The sequence below is a fragment of the Methylobacterium sp. E-025 genome, assembly GCF_022829705.1.
GTDB lineage: Bacteria > Pseudomonadota > Alphaproteobacteria > Rhizobiales > Beijerinckiaceae > Methylobacterium.
In genome coordinates this window covers 20,275-36,317 of the sequence record NZ_JAKSYR010000019.1, presented here as the reverse complement: position 1 = coordinate 36,317, position 16,043 = coordinate 20,275, and the positions used below count along the sequence as shown (strand labels likewise).

Sequence of the window (16,043 nt, the reverse complement as noted above, 5' to 3'; positions counted from 1 at the left end):
CCGCCGCCCCGTCTCGATGAACAGGGGTATACGGACCACCCAGCAGCCCGTCAACAGCCAAAACGGAACTTTCTCCGATTTCGACGACAGAACCACGACAGGCCGCCCGGACGGCCCTCCAACGATCCTGAGACGGGTGCGCCCTCTCCGGGAACGATCGGCCCCTCCATCCGTAGAACCGCGTCGCCGCGGGGGCGGCACGGAGCATGCGCGATGGCGATCCAGGCCCTGAACGACCGCAAGAAGCTGTCGAGCGATTTCAACGAGGCCAACGACGCCTTCATCGATGCGGTGCTCAACGCGCTGAAGGCCGGCGAGATGCCGCTGGAGCTGGCCCGCGCCTACCTCGCCCACCCGGTGGCGATGATGCATGCGGACGGGGCGCAGGCGGTGGCCAACTACTTCGACCGCATCCTGGCGCAGCGCCCGACGATCGACTGGGCGCCGGGCGCGTAGGGACGACCGGTCAGATCGCGGGCGGGGCGAAGCCTCCGAGGCTCGCCTCGAGATGACGGCCGAGGGCGAGGGCCACGTCCTCGCGCCACGGGTGGGCCGCCACCTGCACCCCGATCGGCATCCCCTCGGGCGAGGTGCCGACGCGGACCGCCACCGCCGGCCAGCCGGTGAGGTTGTGGTTCTGGGCGTAGCCGACCCCGCGCTGCAGCGCCGGATCGAAGCTGGTGCCGTGCGCCGGCGCGACGTAGGGCGCCACCGGCGACAGCACCGCGTCGTAGCCCTGCAGGAAGGCGAGCTGCGCGTTGCGGAACGCGTCCCAGCGGGCGAAGGCCGCCAGCGCCTCGGTGATGCCGGCCATGGCCGGCGCCGCGCGCGTGCCGAGCGACTGCTCGAACAGCGGCGAGATCCGCTCGGTCCCGATCGAGCGCAGGAAGGCCCGGGTGCCGGCGCCCCCGTCGCCGCGGGTCATGTCGTAGTAGACCGCCGCCGCCGTCTCGGCCTCCGGCAGGCGGCGCTCCTCGACCGTCAGGCCGGCCTCCGCGAACGCCCTCGCCGCCGCGCGCACGGCCGCCGCGATCTCCGGCGTCGGGGCCGAGGCGCCGTCGTCGTCGAAGAAGGCGAGCTTCAGCCCGCGCAGGCCGACGGCGTGCGGATCGCGCAACGGCATGTCGACGATGGTGTAGTCGCGAAAATCCGGCCCGGCGACGATGGGCAGCGCGAGGGCGAGGTCGTCGACGCGACGGGCGATCAGGCTGACGTGGAACACGCTGTTGCGGGCACCCATCGGCCGGGGAAACTGCCCGGTGCGCGGGATGCGGCCCGAGGTCGGCTTCAGCGCGGCCAGCCCGCAATAATGCGCCGGGACGCGGATGCTGCCGCCGGCATCGGTGCCGAGGCCGAGGGGCGAGCCGCCGGCCGCGACGATCGCCGCCTCGCCGCCGCTGCTGCCGCCCGCCGTGCGGGCGAGGTCGTAGGGGTTGTTGGTGCGGCCGTAGACGAGGTTGTCGGTCTCCAGCGCGCCGGCGAGCTCCGGCACGTTGGTCTTGCCGAGCACGATCGCGCCGGCCGCGCGAAGGCGGGCCACCGCAGTCGCGTCGGCCTTCGGCACGTAGGCGGCCCGGCCCAGCGTGCCGCCGGTGCAGACCACGCCCGCGGTCTCCAGCGTGTCCTTGATCGTCACCGGGACGCCGTGCAGCGGTTTCGGCGCCTCGCCCCGCGCCAGGGCGGCGTCGGCGGCCGCCGCCTCGCGCCGCGCGGAGTCGGCGGTGAGCTGCACGACGGCGTTGAGCTGCGGGTTGACCGCGGCGATGCGGGCCAGATGCACCTCGACCACCTCCGCAGCGGTGACGCGCCGGGTGCGGATCGCCTCGGCCAGCGCGCTCGCGGAGGCGGCGGTGAGCGCGTTCGTGCCGCCCGCCCGGGCGGGCGATGCCGCGAGGGCCGCAGCCGTCGCGATCCCGCCGAGCAGGGCGCGTCGATCGATGGTGGAGGTGTCGTGCACGGGCGTCATCCGCTGGGGTATGGGGGACGAGGCATCTTCCGTGCCGGCGCGGCCGGGAGACACGCGGCGCCCCGGTCAGTACCCCTTCTTCACCTGCGCCAGCGCGCCGGTGAGGCCGCGGGCGATGCGGGCGCGCTCGTCGGGCGAGGCGTCGCGGGCGACGACGACGTATTCCCGGCGCGAGACCAGGGTCAGGCGCTGCAACCCGAACTCCTCGTCCTCGACCTGGGTGAGCTTGGTCCAGAGCGGGTTGAAGCGCCATTGGTGGCGCTCGCCGCGGTGGCTGACGCGGGTGAGCAGGATCTCGAGCTGGGAGATCATCACCTCCTCGAAGGAGCGGCCGCGGCGGAAGCTGACCTTGAGCGCGGCGTAGATCGCCAGCATGTCGAGGCCGAAGAAGCCGGCGACCGGCCAGAAGCCCATGCGCCAGCACCACACCGAGATCACCAGCGAGACCAGGCAGCAGCCCGTCATCACCACCTTGAAGCCGGCGCGGCTCAGGGACTGGGCCGGCCGGATGGTGGCCGAGAACACCGGCCGGTCGATGGTATCGGGATCGAGGCCGTCCGGGTGGACGTGGAGGTTGCCGCTCGCCATGGGGCCAATATAACCCGACGATGCCAGCCAGGAAGCCGCCCGCCGTGAAGAAAGCCGCGATCGGGGGCACGCTCGCCCGACCGATCGTCGCACGCGCCACCCGCGCGCCCGATCCGGTCGGCCCCGACGCCGTCGTCGCGATCTTCTCGCGCCTGCGGGCGGCCAATCCCGAGCCGCGGGCCGAGCTCACGTTCCTCAACCCCTACACGCTGCTCGTCGCGGTGGTGCTGTCGGCCCAGGCGACCGACGTCGGCGTGAACCGGGCGACCGGGCCGCTCTTCGCGATCGCCGACACCCCGGAGGCGATGCTGGCGCTCGGCGAGGACCGGGTGCGCGACTTCATCCGCACGATCGGGCTGTTCAACACCAAGGCGAAGAACGTGATCGCGCTCTCGCGCATCCTGGTCGAGCAGCACGGCGGGGTGGTTCCGCGCAGCCAGGCGGAGCTGCAGGTGCTGCCCGGCGTCGGCGCCAAGACCGCGAGCGTGGTGCTCAACGTCGCCTTCGGCGAGGCCCGCATCGCGGTCGACACCCACATCTTCCGCGTCGCCAACCGCATCCCGCTGGTGGTCGCCGCCACCACCGACAAGGTCCAGGCCGGGCTGGAGGCGCTGGTGCCCGAGCCGTTCCGCCTCAATGCCCACCACTGGCTGATCCTGTTCGGCCGCTACGTCTGCAAGGCGCGCAAGCCCGACTGCCCGAACTGCCCGATCGCCGACCTGTGCCGCTACCCGGACAAGACGGCGTGAGGGGGCGCCCCGGTGCGAGGCCTGCAAGGGGGAAGGCATCCCGTCATCCCGCCCGCCATCCCGGGGCGCCGAAGGCGAGCCCGGGATGACGGGGCGGGGGCGGGAAGCGTGCGCGCGACGGACGAACGGCCGGCGTCGATCAAGGCCGAGGAAGGCGCGCCGCGCGTATCCCCCACCCGGCTAACGCGTTGTGCTGCCAGCGCGCTTCGGGTAGTTTGCGGCACGGTCGCCGGGGTTCCCAGTCATGACATGTGCCCGCGGCCCGACCTCTCCCGAGGTCTGAACGCCGCGGAATCCGCGCACGTCTCGTCGCCAAGGAGCCACGGCCCGATGGACTTCCTCAAACCACGGTACACGCCTATGAACCGCCGCCGTCGCATCTACGAGGGCAAGGCGAAGGTCCTCTACGAGGGTCCGGAGCCGGGAACGCTCATCCAGCACTTCAAGGACGACGCGACCGCCTTCAACGCGAAGAAGCACGAGATCATCGACGGCAAGGGCGTGCTGAACAACCGGATCTCGGAGTTCGTCTTCCAGCACCTCAACGACATCGGCGTGCCGACCCATTTCATTCGCCGGCTCAACATGCGCGAGCAGCTGATCCGCGAAGTCGAGATCATCCCGCTCGAGGTGGTGGTGCGCAACGTCGCCGCCGGCTCGCTGGCGACGCGGCTCGGGCTCGAGGAGGGCACCCAGCTGCCGCGCTCGATCATCGAGTTCTACTACAAGAACGACGCGCTCAACGATCCGATGGTGTCGGAGGAGCACATCACCGCGTTCGGCTGGGCGACGCCCCAGGAGATCGACGACATCATGGCGCTGGCGATCCGCGTCAACGACTTCCTGTCGGGCCTGTTCCTCGGCGTCGGCATCCGCCTGGTGGACTTCAAGATCGAGACCGGCCGCCTGTGGGAGGGCGACATGATGCGCATCGTCGTCGCCGACGAGATCTCCCCGGATTCATGCCGGCTGTGGGACATCAAGTCCGCCGACAAGCTCGACAAGGACCGCTTCCGCAAGGATCTCGGCGGCCTGATCGAGGCCTACACCGAGGTCGCCAAGCGGCTCGGGATCATGTCGGAGAACGAGAAGGTCCAGACCGGCGGACCGCGCCTGGTCCAGTAGGGCCGTCGACGGCGCCCGCGCGCAGCCGGGCGTGGGTCGAGAGATCGGGATCGAAGCCCGGATGATAATGGGGGTCCTGCACCAGCAGCGGCCCCCATCGCATTTTGAATGCCGCGACCTCGCGGGCGTGGCGGCTTTCGGCCTCCGGCGAGCGCTTTCGGCTCGCGCCCTCGCGGTGATGCAGCACCGCGCTTGGCACCATCAGCGTGCGGTGGCCGGCCGCGTTCAGGCGCAGGCACAGGTCGACGTCGTTGAAGTCGACCGCGAAATGCGCGGCGTCGAAGCCGCCGACCGCGCGGAACTTGGCCGCCTCGACCACGAGGCAGGCGGCGGTGACGGCCGAGACCGCATGCGTCGCCCGCAGGCGCATGCCGTCGCCGGGGGCGTCCCCGGGGAAGTGCCGATGCGCATGGGTGGCGAGGCCTCCGGTGCCGAGCACGATGCCGCCGTGCTGGATCCGGCCCTCCCCGTCGAGCAGCTTGGCGCCGACCGCGCCGATCTCGGGCCGCAGCGCCTCGCGCACCATCCGCCCGAGCCAGTCCGGCCTGAAGGCCTCGACGTCGTTGTTGACGAAGGCGAGCAGCGCGCCTCGCGCCAGCGCGGCGGCGGCGTTGTTCATGCCGGCGAAGTCGAACGGCCCCGGGCAGGCGACGACGCGCACCCCCTCGCCTTCGAGGGCGCGGAAGTAGGCCAGGGTCTCGGGCGCGCGGCTGTCGTTGTCGGCGATCAGGATCTCAAGGCTCGGCCAGTCGGTGCGGGTGCGCAGGCCGTCGAGGCACGCGCGCAGCAGATCGACCCGGTCGCGGGTCGGGACGATGACGCTGACCAGGGGAAGCGGATCGGGCAGCGGATGCAGGGCCGAGACGACGCCGTCGGGTTCGCGCGCGAGCCGGGTCGCGGCCCGACCGGTGCGGTCGAGGTGGCCGCGTAGGCTGGCGAGCCGGGTTTCGAGATGGGCGTCTCGCGGCCCCCGCCTTCCCTCGCCCTGAAGCGGGAGAGGGTGGGCCTCGCGCGCGCGAGGGTCGGGAGCGGGGAGCGCCGTAGCCGGATCGGTCGCTCCCCTCTCCCGCCCGCCTTCGGAGGGTCCCCTCCCCCGCAGAGGGGGGAGGGAAGACGCGCGGTCGGAAGCGAGGTCCGGCCCGATCCGAACCGACACGATCCCCGGCAGGTGCCCGATCGCGTCCGGGCCGAAGCGCTCGACGATGCGCAAGGCGGCGTCGAGGGCCGAGATCTCCGCGTCCCCGCCGGCGATCGCGCAAAGGCTCGTCCGGCGCACTGCGAGCACCGGGCCGAGCCAATCGACGGCCATCAGGTAGTCGGGATCGAAGGCCGGGCGCAGCAGCGGGAACACCGGGCCGCCGGGCGAAGCCTGGACCAGCGCGTCGCCGTAGAGCGCGTGCAGGCTCGGATCGGCGGCGAAGGCGGCGGTGAAGGCTCGGCGGGCACCCGCGACGAGCGCGTGACCCGGTGCCGTGAGCAGGCGGAGGTCGGGATCGTCCGACGGGACGGGCTCGGTCGGAAACCGGTCCAGGATTCCGGGCGGCAGCGCCAGGCGGTGATCGATGCCGACGAGGGCCGCGCATTGCTGGCGCGCGCGCAGGCGCCGGCCGGTGAGGCGGGCCCAGAGGATCGCGAAGGTCCGCCGCGGATGACGCGCCAGGGTGGCGGCGACGGCGCGCGTGCCCGAGCCAGCCATGGCTATTCCAGGTCCTCGCCGAAGGTCGTGAGCGACAGGGCGGGATGATAGAACGGATCGTGCCGGATCACGTTGCGCCAGCGCTCGGTGAAGCGGGCGGCCTCCGCCTCGAACCGGATGCGCTTGGCGCCCACCGACGGGCCGCGGCTCACCGATTCGAGGTGAGCCAGGGTGGCGGCCGGCGTCCACACCGTCTTGCAACCGGCCGCCCCGAGGCGGAGGCAGAAATCCACGTCGTTGAAATCGACCGGGAACGCCTCCGCGTCGAAGCCGCCGACCGCCCGATAGTTTTCCCGTGAAACAGCGAGGCACGCGGCGGTGACGGCCGAGACCTCATGCGCGACCCGCATCTGCCCGAGACGGCCGGGGCTGCCCGCGGGGCGCTTGCGCAGGATGTGCCCGGCCCGCCCGCCGAGCCCGACGACGACGCCGGCATGCTGCAACGTGCCGTTCGCGTAGAGCAGCTTGGCGCCGACCGCGCCGACCTCCGGCCGCAGCGCCTGCCGGACCATCGCGTCGAGCCAATCCGGGTGCAGCACCGCCACGTCGTTGTTGAGCAGCACGACGACGGCGCCGGTCGCGGCCGCCACCCCGGCATTGACCATCGCCGAGAAGTTGAAGGGCGCATCGAACGCGACGATCCGCACCCGCCGATCGCGCCGGAGCGCGTCGTAGTGAGCGAGCACCGCCGGATCGGTCGAGCCGTTGTCGACGATCACGCACTCGATGGCAGGGTAGGCGGTCTCGTGCAGGACGCCGCGGCAGACCCGCTCGATCAAGTCGAGCCGGTCGCGCGACGGGATCACGATGCTGACGCGCGGCGCCGGCTCGGGCAGCGGCCAGAGCAGGTCGACGACGCCGTCGCGGATCACCGGCTCGGCGGCGTCGGTGCGATGCCGGGCGAGCGCGGCGGCGCGCGGCGCGGCATCCGGCGCGGCCCCGGTGGTCTCGGCGAGGATGCGCGGGAGGTGCGCCACACGGGTCGCGCGCGCGCCGAGCCACAGGTCGAGGACGAGCGGAAACGCCGCGATCGCCCCGGCCGGGTCTTCGGGAAGGCGCGCGAGCAGGGCCGGCGCGGCGAGCCACGGCCGGCCCTGGTAGCCGGTGGTGCGGGCGAGATCCGGGCTCCAATCCGGTTTCAGCCGGGGCGCGCCGTCGCGCAGCTCGTCGGCGTAGATCAGGTCGGCCGTGCCGATCTCTGCGGCGAGCCGAGCGAGCGCGTCGGGCCTCAGCCGGTCGCCGGCGCGGAGCAGGCAGAGGGGCGCGATTCCGAGGACATCCCCGAGGCCGCGATCGTCGCGCCAGGCCTCGTGCGCGATGCGAGGGTCGTCGGACGTGGCCTGCAAGGTGGCGTGCAGGACGATCGCGCGCCAGTCGGGATGGGTCTGCGCGCGCAGGCTCGCGAGCGTCACGGCGAGGCTTTCGGCATCCGCGTCGGCCAGGACGAGCACGCAGATCATGCCGAACGCCCTCTGCCCTCCCCCGCCTTCGGAGGAGGGCAGAGGGAGGGCGCGGTCCGCCGCCCAATCCGAGAACCGCGCGCGCGGCGTCACCGCGCAGGTCCCGCGGAGGGTGTCGCGATAGCGGCGCTCGTCGCCGCGCAGGCGTTCGTAGAGGGCGGAGCCGGCGCGGAGCGGCCGGGTCGCGAGCGCTTGCAGGAACAGGCTCGCCTCGGTGCGGCGGCCGACGCGCTCCAGCACGAAGCCGGGTCCGGCGGCGAGGCGGATCTCGCGGAGGTCGTCCGGGAGCAGGCCGAGCCAGTGGGCGCAGGGCTGCGCGACGCCGGGCAGCACCACGTCCTGCGCGCCCTCGGCGCGGATCAGGCGCAGCATCGGCCGGCGCGGCCGGGCGGTCGGCGGCTCGCGATAGGTCAGGACGACCCAGCCGCCGCGGGCGATCTCCGGCAGCACGAGGCGGCGGTCGAAGACCGGGTCGGCCGCCGGCACGCAGTGGAACGCGGTCGCGCGCCCGAGGTCGAGCCGGGCGGTCAGGCGCGGAACGGGCCGTCTCCCGGCTTGGGCTTCACTGCGCGGCGCCCGCCTCGGCCGGGGCTTCGGAGGGCGCCTCGGACGGGGCCTGGGCCACCGGCGCGCGGCGGCGGGGTTTCGGCTTCGCCGCCGCCGCCTTCGGGGCGCCGCCCAGGCCGACGACGATCTCGTAGTCGGCGCTCACGGCGGCCGGCACGGGGATGTCGTCCTCCACCACCGTGGCGAATCCCTGGGCCTCGCCCGACCCGACCGAGACCGCGACGCGGCGGGTGCGGGTGCTGACGGTCTTGTCGTCGTGCTTGATCGCGATGGTGAAGGGCACGTCGAACCGGCCGGGCGCGCCGGAGGGGCCGAGCAGGACGCGGGCCTCGATGCCGACCTTGACCGTGATCGACCCGTCCGCGCGCCGGGTGCACTCGCGGGCGATGCGCCCGAGGGAGACCTGGCTGCGGATGCCGGCGCCGGTGGCGCCGGCCGGGTTGGTGAGCGCGGCGCCGCCGTCCGGCACGTCGACGGTCGGGCAGTTGGGCGCCTCGAGCTCCTTGGGCTGCGACGGCGGCACGGTGGTGCCGCCGTACTTGAGCAGGTTGGAGAAGATGTTGCCCTCCTCAGCGCCCGCGGGCGCCGCGCCGAGCGCGAGGGCGAGCCCGCAGAGGGCCGTTCGCCCGATCCCCAAAGCCCCGATCATGCCGCGCCTCCCGATGGTCACTTCAGGCTGTCGAACCCGGCCGCGAAGCCCTTCATCGACAGCGGGATGCCGACGCCCTCTTCCGGCGTCTGGAACACGATGAAGGTCGCCTGCGTGCCGGCCTTGAACTGGCGCACGAGGCCCTCGTCCATCACCACCTCGGCGACGCAGCCGGTGGTGAGGCAGCGCACGAAGCCGGCGCGGCCGACGTCGGTCTGGTCGATCTTCAGCCCAAGGCCCGACGGCAGCAGCACGCCGAGCGGCGCGACCACGCGCAGCAGGTAGCCGCGGTTGTCGGCGGTCTTCAGCACGATGACCACCAGGGTGAGGTTCGGGCGGTCCTCGGCGGCGAGGTACTGCACCATGGCGCATTGCTCGGCCTTGGCGCCGGCCGGGGTCTCGCAGCGCAGCTGCCAGTCCTCGAAGGTCTTGCGCACCATGCCCTGCGCCTGCGCCGCGCCGCCGAGGCCGCCCAGCAGGCCGCCGGCGAGGGCCACGGTTGCCAGCGCCGACGACAGGCGCCTGACACGGTCGAAACTCCTGTGCAGCCGCACCGACGATCCCTTCACGAGCGCGCCCCCGAGCCCGTTGCGGGCGGGAGGCCTTGCCGAAAACCCGGGTGTTCCGACCATGCGGGGCCCGGCGCTGTCAAGCGAGCCGCGCCGGCGCCCGCGGCAAACGCGCGGGCCTCAGCGCCGCCTCGTCCCGCCCGGGCCCGAAACGCGGCGGCCGGACACCGTGCGGACCGAATGTTGCCACAATGCGCTATCGCCGGGACGCGCCGCGACCTAGATATCGCAGCGATGCATCATCACACGAGAGCCGGCGCCATGCGTGTCCTCGCCCTGACGGTCCTGCTGCTCGGCGCCACCGGCGTCGCGGCGACGGCCGAGCCGCTTCCGATCGGCGAGACGACCTACGTCGAGCGCTCGCTCAACCGCAGCGGCCTGCTCACGGTCGAGCATCCGCCGGTGGAGGTGAACCCCTACGGCCGCCGCAACGGCAACGCCGCCATCGCCGGCTTCTGCCGCGAGGGTGGGCTGATCCGTCGCCGCGACGAATTCGGCAACCCGATCGTCGTGCGCCAGCGCGAGCTCTGCGACAGCGTCGCCCCGCGCACCCTCGATCCCGGCGAGGTCGACCCCCGCCCGGCCTGGCCGGCGGAACGGGTCTCGCGCGAGCGGGTGCTGCGCGCGAAGGGGTGAGATTCGCGAAGCCGCACCGTTCGCCCACGCGGTTTCACGCTCCTTCCCGTCATTCCGGGGCGCCGGAGGCGAGCCCGGGATCCAGAACCGCAGGTCGTGTTCCCGTATGCGCCGTCGCGGCTCTGGATTCCGGACTCCGCTGCGCGGCCCTGGGATGACGGGGAGGGACCGGTGGAATGGCGCGTCCTCGGTCCGCGATCCGCCCCCTCACCCGTAGCGATGCAGCGCCGTGCCGTTGCGCTTGAGCCAGGCCTCGGCCGCGTCGACCTCGGGGCAGAGCTGGCCGAGCAGCGTCCAGAACCGGGCCGAATGGTTCATCTCGCGCAGGTGCGCCATCTCGTGGGCGACGAGGTAGTCGAGCACGACGGGCGGCGCGAGGATCAGGCGCCAGGAGAAGTTCAAGGCGCCGCCGGCGGTGCACGAGCCCCAGCGGCTGCGCGTGTCGCGCACCGTGATCCGCACCGGACCCTGGCCGAGCTTGGCCGTGTAGTGCGCCACCGCACGCGCGAGGTCGCGGCGCACCTCCCCGTCGAGGAAGGCCTGCACCCGGCGGGCGACGTGCTCGGGCCCGCAGGAGGCCGACAGCACCGGCTCGGCCGCGTCGGCCTCGATCCGGGTGATGCCGCTGCGCGAGCCCCGCCGCACGATCCGGTGCGGCACGCCGCGCAGGGGCACCATCGCGCCCTCCGCGAACGGCACCCGCTCGGGCACGCGGGCGAGGCGCGCGGCGATCCAGCCGCCGTGGCTCACGGCGAAGCGCTGGGCGGTGCTGATCGCGCTGCGGGCCGGCAGGGTAATCACCACCTCGCCGGTGGCGGCCGAGACCCGCAGCGTCAGGCGCCGCGCGGTCGGGCGCCGACGCACCGCGACGCGGTAGGTCTCGCCGTCGTGCACGATATCGAGATGGTCGGGATCGGGGCGTCGCAGCAGCGCGAAGGGCATGGTGCCAGTCTAGCTGCGTGGCCGCCGCCCCTCCAGGGCGGCGACGCCAGATTCCGGCGCGTTTTCGCCCCGTCGGAAGCGCCGCTCAGCTCGCGAGCTGAATCGGCGCCGCGGCGTCGGCCGGAAGCCCCTGCATCGCGCGCACGAAGGTGGCGATCCGCGGGGCGATGATCGTGCGGTAGCGCGAGCCGTTGAACACGCCGTAATGCCCGACGCCCGGCTGCAGGTAGTAAGCCTTGCGCTCCTGGGGCAGGTTCGGCGTCAGGTCGAGGGCGGCGAGCGTCTGGCCGACGCCGGAGATGTCGTCGTTCTCGCCCTCGACCGCGAGGATCGCGCAGCGGCGGATCGCCGTCAGGTCGACCGGCACGCCGCGGTGGCGCATCGTGCCCTTGGGCAGGTCGTGGTTCACGAACACCGTCTCGACGGTCTGGAGGTAGAACTCGGCCGTCAGGTCCATCACCGCCAGGTACTCGTCGTAGAACTCGCGGTGCTTCTCCGCCGAATCGCCGTCGCCCTTCACGAGATGGTCGAACATGTCGGAATGGGCCGTCACGTGCCGGTCGAGATTCATTGCCATGAATCCCGAGAGCTGCAGGAAGCCCGGATAGACCGCCCGCCACGCGCCCGGATGGATCGGCGGCACGTAGGAGATCGTGTTGGTCTCGAACCAGGCCTGCCCGCGCTCCTGCGCCATGCAGTTCACGGCGGTGGGCGAGCGGCGGGTGTCGATCGGCCCGCCCATCAGGGTCATCGAGACCGGCACGCCGGGATCGCCCGCGGCCTCCATCACCGCGATCGCCGCCAGCACCGGCACCGCCGGCTGGCACACGGCCATCACGTGCAGGTCCGGCCCGAGCGCGGCGAAGATCGCCTTGCAATAGTCGATGTAGCTGTCGAGATCGAACCGGCCGGCGAGCAGCGGCACCATGCGCGCATCCGACCAGTCGGTGACGAAGACGTCGTGGTTCGGCAGCATCGCCTCGACGGTGCCGCGCAGCAGCGTCGCGTAGTGGCCCGACATCGGCGCGACCACGAGGAGCTTCGGTTGCGGGCTGGCCGGCGGGGTCGCGAAGGCGCGCTCGAACGCGATCACCCGGCAGAACGGCCGCTCCCACACGATCCGCTCGGTCACCGGCACGGCGACGCCGTCGACGACGGTCTCGGACAGCCCGAAGGCCGGCTTGCCGTAGCGGCGGGTGGCCCGCTCGAACATCTCGCAGCCGGCCGCCATCGAGCGGGCGTAGGGCGAGTAGGCGAGCGGGTTGGCCGGGTTCTGCAGGCCGAACCGCGCCATGTCGGCGGCCATGCGCGCCGGCGCCATCAGGAACCGCATGCCCTCGAAGGCGGTGTAGGCGAGATCCATCCGGGCCATCGAACGCTCCTTCGCCCGGACGCGGCCGTCGGGCGTTGCAGGCAACCACCTTACCCGGGCGATGGTTCCGGTGAAGGCCCGTCGCGCGGACGTGATGCGATGGTCCTCGGCTCGTTACGCGACACGGCGTGGTCGAGGCGCGGGTCCCCTCTCCCGGACGGGAGAGGGGCGGGGCGGTGCTTCCCGGCCCCCCGAACGACCTACGCGTTGTCGCCGCGGATCGCGGCGATGACCGCGTCGGTGACCTGGCGCGTGGTGGCGGTGCCGCCGAGGTCCGGCGTGTGCAGGCTCGGGTCGGCGGTGACGCGCTCGACCGCGCGCATCAGCCGGTCGGCCGCCGGCGCCTCGCCGAGATGCTCCAGCATCTGGCACGCGGTCCAGAAGGTGGCGATCGGGTTGGCGATGCCCTTGCCCGTGATGTCGAAGGCCGAGCCGTGGATCGGCTCGAACATCGACGGGTAGGTGCGCTCCGGGTTGATGTTGGCGGTCGGCGCGATGCCGAGCGAGCCGGCGAGCGCCGCGGCGAGGTCCGAGAGGATGTCGGCGTGGAGGTTGGTCGCGACGATGGTGTCGAGGGTCTGCGGCTTCATCGTCATGCGCATGGTCATGGCGTCGACCAGCATCTTGTCCCAGGTCACGTCGGGAAAGTCCCGGGCGACCTCCGCCGCGATCTCGTCCCACATCACCATGGCGTGGCGCTGGGCGTTCGACTTCGTCACCACGGTCAGGAGCTTGCGCGGGCGCGACTGCGCGAGCTTGAAGGCGTAGCGGATGATCCGGTCGACCCCTGAGCGGGTCATCATCGAGACGTCGGTGGCGACCTCGTTCGGATGGCCCTGGTGCACGCGCCCGCCGACGCCCGCATACTCGCCTTCCGAGTTCTCGCGCACGATCACCCAGTCGAGCTCCGGCCCCGACACGTGGCGCAGCGGCGAGGTGATGCCGGGCAGGATCCGGGTCGGGCGGACGTTGGCGTACTGGTCGAAGGGCTGGCAGATCGCGAGCCTGAGGCCCCAAAGCGTGATGTGGTCGGGCACGTCGGGCGCGCCGACGGCGCCGAAGAAGATCGCGTCGTGGTGGCGGATCTGGTCGCGCCCGTCGGCGGGCATCATCACGCCGTGGCGCTTGTAGTAGTCCGAGCCCCAGTCGAAGTGGTCGAACCGGAAATCGAAGCTGCCGGCCTTCTCGGCGAGCGCGTCGAGCACCTCGATGCCGGCGGCGATGACTTCGATGCCGATGCCGTCGGCGGGAATGGCGGCGATTCTGTAGGTGGTCATGACGGGTCTCCGTGGGATGCGGTGCGCGGATCGAGCGGGGTTCTAGCGCGCGGTGGCGCCGGCCGGCTCGGCCCGCCGCCCGGAACGGGCGACGACGAGCGTGAGGACGGCCGAGAGGACGAGGAGCGCCGCCACGAAGACCAGGCCGCCGGTGAAGCTGCCGGTGCGGTCCTTGATCCAGCCGATCGCCCAGGGGCCGACGAAGCCGCCGAGGTTGCCGATCGCGTTGATCGTGGCGATGCCCACCGCCGCGGCCGAGCCGGACAGGAACATCGTCGGCATCGCCCAAAGCGGGGGCTTGGCCGAGCTGATGCCGACGTTGACGAGGCTCAGGGCCGCGACGACCGCCAGCGTCGAGGCGGCGCCGCCGGCCAGCATCAGGCCGGCCGCCGCGACGAGGCAGGCGACGACCACGTGCCAGGTGCGCTCGCCGGTCCGGTCGGAATGGCGCGCCCACAGGATCATCGCGACCACCGCGATCGTCGGCGGCACGGCATTGAGGAAGCCGACCGCCAGCGTCGACAGGCCGAAGCTCCTGATGATCTGCGGCGCCCAGATGCCGAGCGTGTAGAGGCCGGCGGAGGTGCCGAAGTAGATCAGCGCGAGCGCCAGCACGCGGATGTCGGTGATCCCGGCCATGAGGCCGTGCTTGGCGTGCACCCGCTTGCCGGCGCGCTCGGCGTCCATCTCCGCGACGAGCCAGGCGCGCTGGTCGTCGGCGAGCCACGTCGCCTTCTCGGGCCGGTCGGTGAGGTAGAACAGCACGACGACCCCGAGGATCACGGCCGGCACCGCCTCGACGATGAACATCCACTGCCAGCCGTGCAGGCCGAGGAGGCCCTCCATCTCCAGGAGCGCACTGGAGAGCGGCGAGCCGAGCAGCACCGAGATCGGCGCCGCCGCCATGAACAGCGAGACCACCGCCGCGCGGTAGCGGGCCGGGAACCAGTAGGTCAGGTAGAGGATGATGCCGGGAAAGAATCCGGCTTCCGCCGCGCCGAGCAGGAAGCGCAGCACGTAGAAGCTGGTCTCGCCTTGGATGAAGGCGAAGGCGCCCGACAGCATCCCCCAGGTGATCATCACCCGGGCGATCCACAGGCGCGCGCCGACTTTGTCGAGGATGTAGTTCGAGGGCACCTCGAACAGGAAGTACCCGAAGAAGAACACCCCGGCGCCGAAGCCGAACACCGCCGAGGTGAAGCCGAGGTCCTTGTTCATCGTCAGGGCGGCGAAGCCGATGTTCACCCGGTCGATGAAGGCGACGAAGTACAGCAGGCAGATAAACGGCACCAGGCGCCACGCGACCCGCGCATGGTCGCCTGCTCGAGCGAGCGGTCCATCGTGTCCTCCTCGGATGGGCTCCGGCGATCGAGTCGGTCTTCAGTGCCAACTTCCATGCAAGATGGCATGTGGTAAGATATTGCAGGCGGCCGCGTCAAGCCTGCATTGCAGCCTCCATGGAAGCTGATAGGCCTGCGCCGCGGTGGGAGGTCGTGATGGTTCGGGTGCGTGCGGAGAAGGCCGAAGGGGGCGAGAGCCGCCCCTCCCTCGTCGACGACGCCTATGCGGCGATGAAGGAGGAGATCCGCGAATCGCGGTTTCCGCCCGGGTACCAGGCCTCCGAGCAGGAGATCGCGCTGCGCCTCGGCATGAGCCGGACGCCGGTCCACGAGGCCGCCATCCGCCTGCAGGAGGACGGCCTCGTCCGGATCCTGTCGCGCAAGGGCATCGTCATCTGCGCGCTGGCGCCGGCCGACATGCGCGAGATCTACGACGTGGTGATCGCGGTCGAGGGGCGGGCGGCGGCGCTGATCGCGGGCCTGCCGGAAGCGGAGCGCGAAGCGGCGGCGGCGCGGCTCGCCGCCGCCACCACCGCGATGGCCGAGGCCCGGGCGGCGGGCGACCACGCGGCCTGGGGCCATGCCGACGAGGATTTCCACCGCACCCTGGTCGAGCGCGCCGGCAACGGCCGCATGATCCGGATCAACCAGACGATCAACGACCAGTCGCACCGCGCCCGCATGCTGACGCTCAAGCTGCGCCGGGAGCTCGGGGCCTCGGTCGCCGAGCACGAGCGGATCGTCGCGGCGATCCGCCTCGGCGACGCCGCCGCGGCCCAGGAGCGCGCGCAGAGCCACCGCCTGCGCGCCCGCGACGAGCTGCTTCCGCTGCTCGAGAGCTTCGGGCTGAAGCACCTCTGACCCGAATGCGGCCGTGTCCCGGCGCCGTTCGGTCCCGCCGGGGACGGAGGCGGCGGTGGACGCCCGGTCTCACGCCGTCCTTCGCGCCACCACCGGCCCCTCGTTTCGGCGCGGAGACGATGAGATCGGGACGCGTTGCTGTGCGTTAAGCGCTTTTTTACGGTCTTCGGAAAATCAAACCGAGCAATGACGCCTCATGGACGGTCGTTCGCGCGGAACAACTTCACGTTAAATATTGCGGTTCTA

At 72.2% G+C, this 16,043-nt stretch carries 15 protein-coding genes; 5 read left to right on the top strand and 10 right to left on the bottom strand.

All coding sequences use genetic code 11. The features are described from left to right. The first annotated feature begins 213 nt into the window (after nt 1-213). On the top strand, nt 214-456 hold the full coding sequence (locus MKK64_RS00945) for a hypothetical protein (RefSeq protein ID WP_147729926.1): 243 nt from the start codon (nt 214-216) through the stop codon (nt 454-456). Between the two features lie 10 nt (nt 457-466). Here MKK64_RS00945 and MKK64_RS00940 read toward each other — a convergent pair whose 3' ends face one another. Together MKK64_RS00940 and MKK64_RS00935 are read right to left on the bottom strand one after the other, a co-directional pair. Further along, nucleotides 467-1,957 carry an amidase gene (locus MKK64_RS00940; protein ID WP_243931846.1) on the bottom strand — a complete coding sequence of 497 codons (1,491 nt, stop codon included), beginning with the start codon at nt 1,955-1,957 and terminating at the stop codon, nt 467-469. A gap of 75 nt (nt 1,958-2,032) precedes the next feature. Then, the gene (locus MKK64_RS00935; protein WP_147728907.1) at nt 2,033-2,554 is read right to left on the bottom strand and encodes a DUF2244 domain-containing protein; all 522 of its coding nucleotides are present in this window, start codon (nt 2,552-2,554) and stop codon (nt 2,033-2,035) included. 20 nt (nt 2,555-2,574) lie between these two features. Between MKK64_RS00935 and nth the strand changes: the two genes are divergently transcribed. Next, nucleotides 2,575-3,303, top strand: coding sequence for an endonuclease III (gene nth, locus MKK64_RS00930; protein ID WP_243931844.1), 729 nt, complete (start codon nt 2,575-2,577; stop codon nt 3,301-3,303). A 330-nt stretch (nt 3,304-3,633) separates the two neighbouring features. Continuing rightward, complete coding sequence (purC, locus tag MKK64_RS00925) at nt 3,634-4,428, top strand: phosphoribosylaminoimidazolesuccinocarboxamide synthase (RefSeq protein ID WP_147728905.1); 795 nt, start codon at nt 3,634-3,636, stop codon at nt 4,426-4,428. Here purC and MKK64_RS00920 read toward each other — a convergent pair. The 4 genes from MKK64_RS00920 to MKK64_RS00905 all read right to left on the bottom strand — a co-directional run bounded on the left by MKK64_RS00920 (nt 4,376) and on the right by MKK64_RS00905 (nt 9,369). Further along, entirely contained in the window at nt 4,376-6,124 is a 1,749-nt protein-coding gene (locus tag MKK64_RS00920; protein WP_243931842.1) for a glycosyltransferase family 2 protein, read from the bottom strand. The two genes, purC and MKK64_RS00920, sit on opposite strands and share 53 nt — an antisense overlap. 2 nt (nt 6,125-6,126) lie before the next feature. Beyond that, nucleotides 6,127-7,956, bottom strand: coding sequence for a glycosyltransferase family 2 protein (locus tag MKK64_RS00915; RefSeq protein WP_243931854.1), 1,830 nt, complete (start codon nt 7,954-7,956; stop codon nt 6,127-6,129). Nucleotides 7,957-8,146: 190 nt separating this feature from the next. Further along, nucleotides 8,147-8,800, bottom strand: a complete 654-nt coding sequence (locus MKK64_RS00910) for a hypothetical protein (RefSeq protein WP_147859469.1) — start codon at nt 8,798-8,800, stop codon at nt 8,147-8,149. Nucleotides 8,801-8,817: 17 nt separating this feature from the next. Next, on the bottom strand, nt 8,818-9,369 hold the full coding sequence (locus MKK64_RS00905) for an invasion associated locus B family protein (protein WP_243931840.1): 552 nt from the start codon (nt 9,367-9,369) through the stop codon (nt 8,818-8,820). A 261-nt stretch (nt 9,370-9,630) separates the two neighbouring features. On the opposite strand from MKK64_RS00905, the gene MKK64_RS00900 reads away from it, so the two are divergent. Further along, nucleotides 9,631-10,005 (top strand): hypothetical protein, encoded by a 375-nt coding sequence (locus tag MKK64_RS00900; RefSeq protein WP_147727962.1) that lies wholly within the window; start codon nt 9,631-9,633, stop codon nt 10,003-10,005. Between the two features lie 207 nt (nt 10,006-10,212). On the opposite strand, the gene MKK64_RS00895 is transcribed toward MKK64_RS00900, so the two are convergent. The 4 genes from MKK64_RS00895 to MKK64_RS00880 all read right to left on the bottom strand — a co-directional run bounded on the left by MKK64_RS00895 (nt 10,213) and on the right by MKK64_RS00880 (nt 14,952). Next, on the bottom strand, nt 10,213-10,947 hold the full coding sequence (locus MKK64_RS00895; RefSeq protein ID WP_243931838.1) for a M48 family metallopeptidase: 735 nt from the start codon (nt 10,945-10,947) through the stop codon (nt 10,213-10,215). 85 nt (nt 10,948-11,032) lie between these two features. Further along, on the bottom strand, nt 11,033-12,310 hold the full coding sequence (locus MKK64_RS00890) for a polyhydroxyalkanoate depolymerase (protein ID WP_243931852.1): 1,278 nt from the start codon (nt 12,308-12,310) through the stop codon (nt 11,033-11,035). A 209-nt stretch (nt 12,311-12,519) separates the two neighbouring features. Further along, a complete protein-coding gene (locus MKK64_RS00885; protein WP_147727964.1) occupies nt 12,520-13,596 on the bottom strand; it encodes a tartrate dehydrogenase in 1,077 nt (358 codons plus the stop codon). Between the two features lie 42 nt (nt 13,597-13,638). Continuing rightward, the gene (locus tag MKK64_RS00880) at nt 13,639-14,952 is read right to left on the bottom strand and encodes an MFS transporter (RefSeq protein WP_409567814.1); all 1,314 of its coding nucleotides are present in this window, start codon (nt 14,950-14,952) and stop codon (nt 13,639-13,641) included. A 140-nt stretch (nt 14,953-15,092) separates the two neighbouring features. Between MKK64_RS00880 and MKK64_RS00875 the strand changes: the two genes are divergently transcribed. Next, nucleotides 15,093-15,797: a GntR family transcriptional regulator gene (locus tag MKK64_RS00875; RefSeq protein ID WP_243931835.1), complete on the top strand. Its 705-nt coding sequence runs from the start codon at nt 15,093-15,095 to the stop codon at nt 15,795-15,797. Nucleotides 15,798-16,043: the final 246 nt, after the last annotated feature.

Excerpts from the sequence above, each read along its gene's own strand:
- MKK64_RS00915 (WP_243931854.1), bottom strand. The coding sequence starts at position 7,956 with ATGCTGCGCCTGATCCGCGCCGAGGGCGCGCAGGACGTGGTGCTGCCC.
- MKK64_RS00890 (WP_243931852.1), bottom strand. The coding sequence starts at position 12,310 with ATGGATCTCGCCTACACCGCCTTCGAGGGCATGCGGTTCCTGATGGCG.
- MKK64_RS00935 (WP_147728907.1), bottom strand. The coding sequence starts at position 2,554 with ATGGCGAGCGGCAACCTCCACGTCCACCCGGACGGCCTCGATCCCGAT.
- MKK64_RS00900 (WP_147727962.1), top strand. The coding sequence starts at position 9,631 with ATGCGTGTCCTCGCCCTGACGGTCCTGCTGCTCGGCGCCACCGGCGTC.
- MKK64_RS00910 (WP_147859469.1), bottom strand. The coding sequence starts at position 8,800 with ATGATCGGGGCTTTGGGGATCGGGCGAACGGCCCTCTGCGGGCTCGCC.
- MKK64_RS00875 (WP_243931835.1), top strand. The coding sequence starts at position 15,093 with ATGGTTCGGGTGCGTGCGGAGAAGGCCGAAGGGGGCGAGAGCCGCCCC.
- MKK64_RS00945 (WP_147729926.1), top strand. The coding sequence starts at position 214 with ATGGCGATCCAGGCCCTGAACGACCGCAAGAAGCTGTCGAGCGATTTC.
- MKK64_RS00920 (WP_243931842.1), bottom strand. The coding sequence starts at position 6,124 with ATGGCTGGCTCGGGCACGCGCGCCGTCGCCGCCACCCTGGCGCGTCAT.
- MKK64_RS00885 (WP_147727964.1), bottom strand. The coding sequence starts at position 13,596 with ATGACCACCTACAGAATCGCCGCCATTCCCGCCGACGGCATCGGCATC.
- nth (WP_243931844.1), top strand. The coding sequence starts at position 2,575 with ATGCCAGCCAGGAAGCCGCCCGCCGTGAAGAAAGCCGCGATCGGGGGC.
- MKK64_RS00895 (WP_243931838.1), bottom strand. The coding sequence starts at position 10,947 with ATGCCCTTCGCGCTGCTGCGACGCCCCGATCCCGACCATCTCGATATC.
- purC (WP_147728905.1), top strand. The coding sequence starts at position 3,634 with ATGGACTTCCTCAAACCACGGTACACGCCTATGAACCGCCGCCGTCGC.